This is a genomic window from Kitasatospora sp. NPDC093558 (assembly GCF_040683475.1).
Classification (GTDB): domain Bacteria; phylum Actinomycetota; class Actinomycetes; order Streptomycetales; family Streptomycetaceae; genus Kitasatospora.
In genome coordinates this window covers 1-1,440 of sequence record NZ_JBFBDY010001157.1, presented here as the reverse complement: position 1 = coordinate 1,440, position 1,440 = coordinate 1, and the positions used below count along the sequence as shown (strand labels likewise).

Sequence of the window (1,440 nt, the reverse complement as noted above, 5' to 3'; positions counted from 1 at the left end):
GCTTGCCGGTGTAGGCGACGCCGTGCACCTTGAGGCCGGCCGGGGGAGGAGCTGCACCAGCGGGTGGTGGAAGTCGTCGATGGCGACGTACAGCAGGTTCGGCGGCGTCTCCCGGGACCGCACGTTCACGGCGATCCGGAAGTCGGTGCCTCCGTCGTCGCGCACGTGGATCTGGTAGTGCGGCGTCGAGACCTGCGCCGCATCGCGCCGGCTCTCGATGGCTCTGGCGGCGAGCACGCCGTAGTTGACCAGGGGCATGTGTCGTCCTTTCGACCGAACGTACGGGTGGCGGTGACCCGAAGTGCCTCCCGTTATCGCCGATCGGCCACCGGCCTGGGTGCAGAACCACGCGGTGTTCACCCGCATGCCGTCCGACGGCCAGTCGAAAGCGCTCACCGGTGATGCGGTCCGCGCGCACGGCGCTGCCGCGCGTGCGTGAATGGATCATCCGCAGGCTCACCTCTGCTTGAGGCTCCGGCCGGTCTCCGCCGATCCGAGGAGAAGAAGTGCCATCAAAGAGACGGTGGTGGGAACGCAATCCCGACATGAACAAAGAGGAGTTCCCCACCGAAACGGCATACGTCCTGGGCATCCCAGAACAGGTGATCGCAGCTATCGGCATGGGTGGACTCGTTCTCCTGATTGTCTTCCTGGGCTACGAACTCTGGAACGACAATCCGCCTGACCTGGACAAACTCGGTCTGTCCGGGATCGTCGGTCTGATCGTCGGCGTCCTGGTCAACCCGCAGGGAAAGTGCCAGAAAAGACTCTGGTACGCCCTGCTCATCGGAACCGGCCTGGGAGCCATCACCAGCGCCGTGCTGCTGATCGGATTCTGCTCGGACTACCATGCGGCGGCGCTGGTCATGGGGGTCTTCGCGGCAGCGTTCTTCGGCTTGCTGGTGGACGGGGAGAAATGGTCGGTGGGGCATCCCGCGCCTCCGACCACGGCTAAGGAGTCCACTGCCGACGGCACCTCGAAGGGCTGACGTTTGCTCAGCTGTTGTCGATCTTGTCGCCGCTCGGGTTCAGGACGTACCAACCCGCGCCGAAGGCGGTGGAGCCCTCGCCGTTCGTGTCACCGGGGTTGTGGTCGCCGGAGAAGTAGTAGAGCGGATGGCCGTGGAAGGTGACCTCCACGCTGTGGTCGGCGCGGGTGAGGGTGCCCAGGTCGGCCGCGCTGGCTCCGCTGCCCGCCTGCGGGGTGCCGGTGGTGGTCAGCGGGGGCCACGCGGAGGCGCAGGCGCCGTCGCAGGCGGACATGGTCGGGCTGTCCTTCTCGAAGAGGTAGAGCGTCCGCCCCTGGCTGTCGGTCAGGATCATGCCGAGCTTCGAATCGTGCACCACGACCGTGGTTCCTCCGGCAGCCGACTGGCCGGTCGACGACGCGGCGGGCGGGGAGGGCTTGGCAGGCGCGGAACCGTAGTTGGACCCGCCACC

The 1,440-nt window shown here is 66.9% G+C and carries 3 protein-coding genes; 1 reads left to right on the top strand and 2 read right to left on the bottom strand.

All coding sequences use genetic code 11. The annotated features are described in order from the left end of the window. Nucleotides 1-258 (bottom strand): DUF2278 family protein (locus tag AB0O00_RS39360; protein ID WP_363659473.1); only part of this gene is annotated, 258 nt, incomplete at its 3' end. 287 nt (nucleotides 259-545) lie between these two features. On the opposite strand from AB0O00_RS39360, the gene AB0O00_RS39355 reads away from it, so the two are divergent. Further along, on the top strand, nucleotides 546-989 hold the full coding sequence (locus AB0O00_RS39355) for a hypothetical protein (RefSeq protein WP_363659472.1): 444 nt from the start codon (nucleotides 546-548) through the stop codon (nucleotides 987-989). Between the two features lie 7 nt (nucleotides 990-996). Here the strand turns inward: AB0O00_RS39355 and AB0O00_RS39350 are convergent. Next, nucleotides 997-1,440: hypothetical protein (locus tag AB0O00_RS39350; protein ID WP_363659471.1), on the bottom strand; the 444-nt coding region annotated here is incomplete at its 5' end.

Excerpts from the sequence above, each read along its gene's own strand:
- AB0O00_RS39355 (WP_363659472.1), top strand. The coding sequence starts at position 546 with ATGAACAAAGAGGAGTTCCCCACCGAAACGGCATACGTCCTGGGCATC.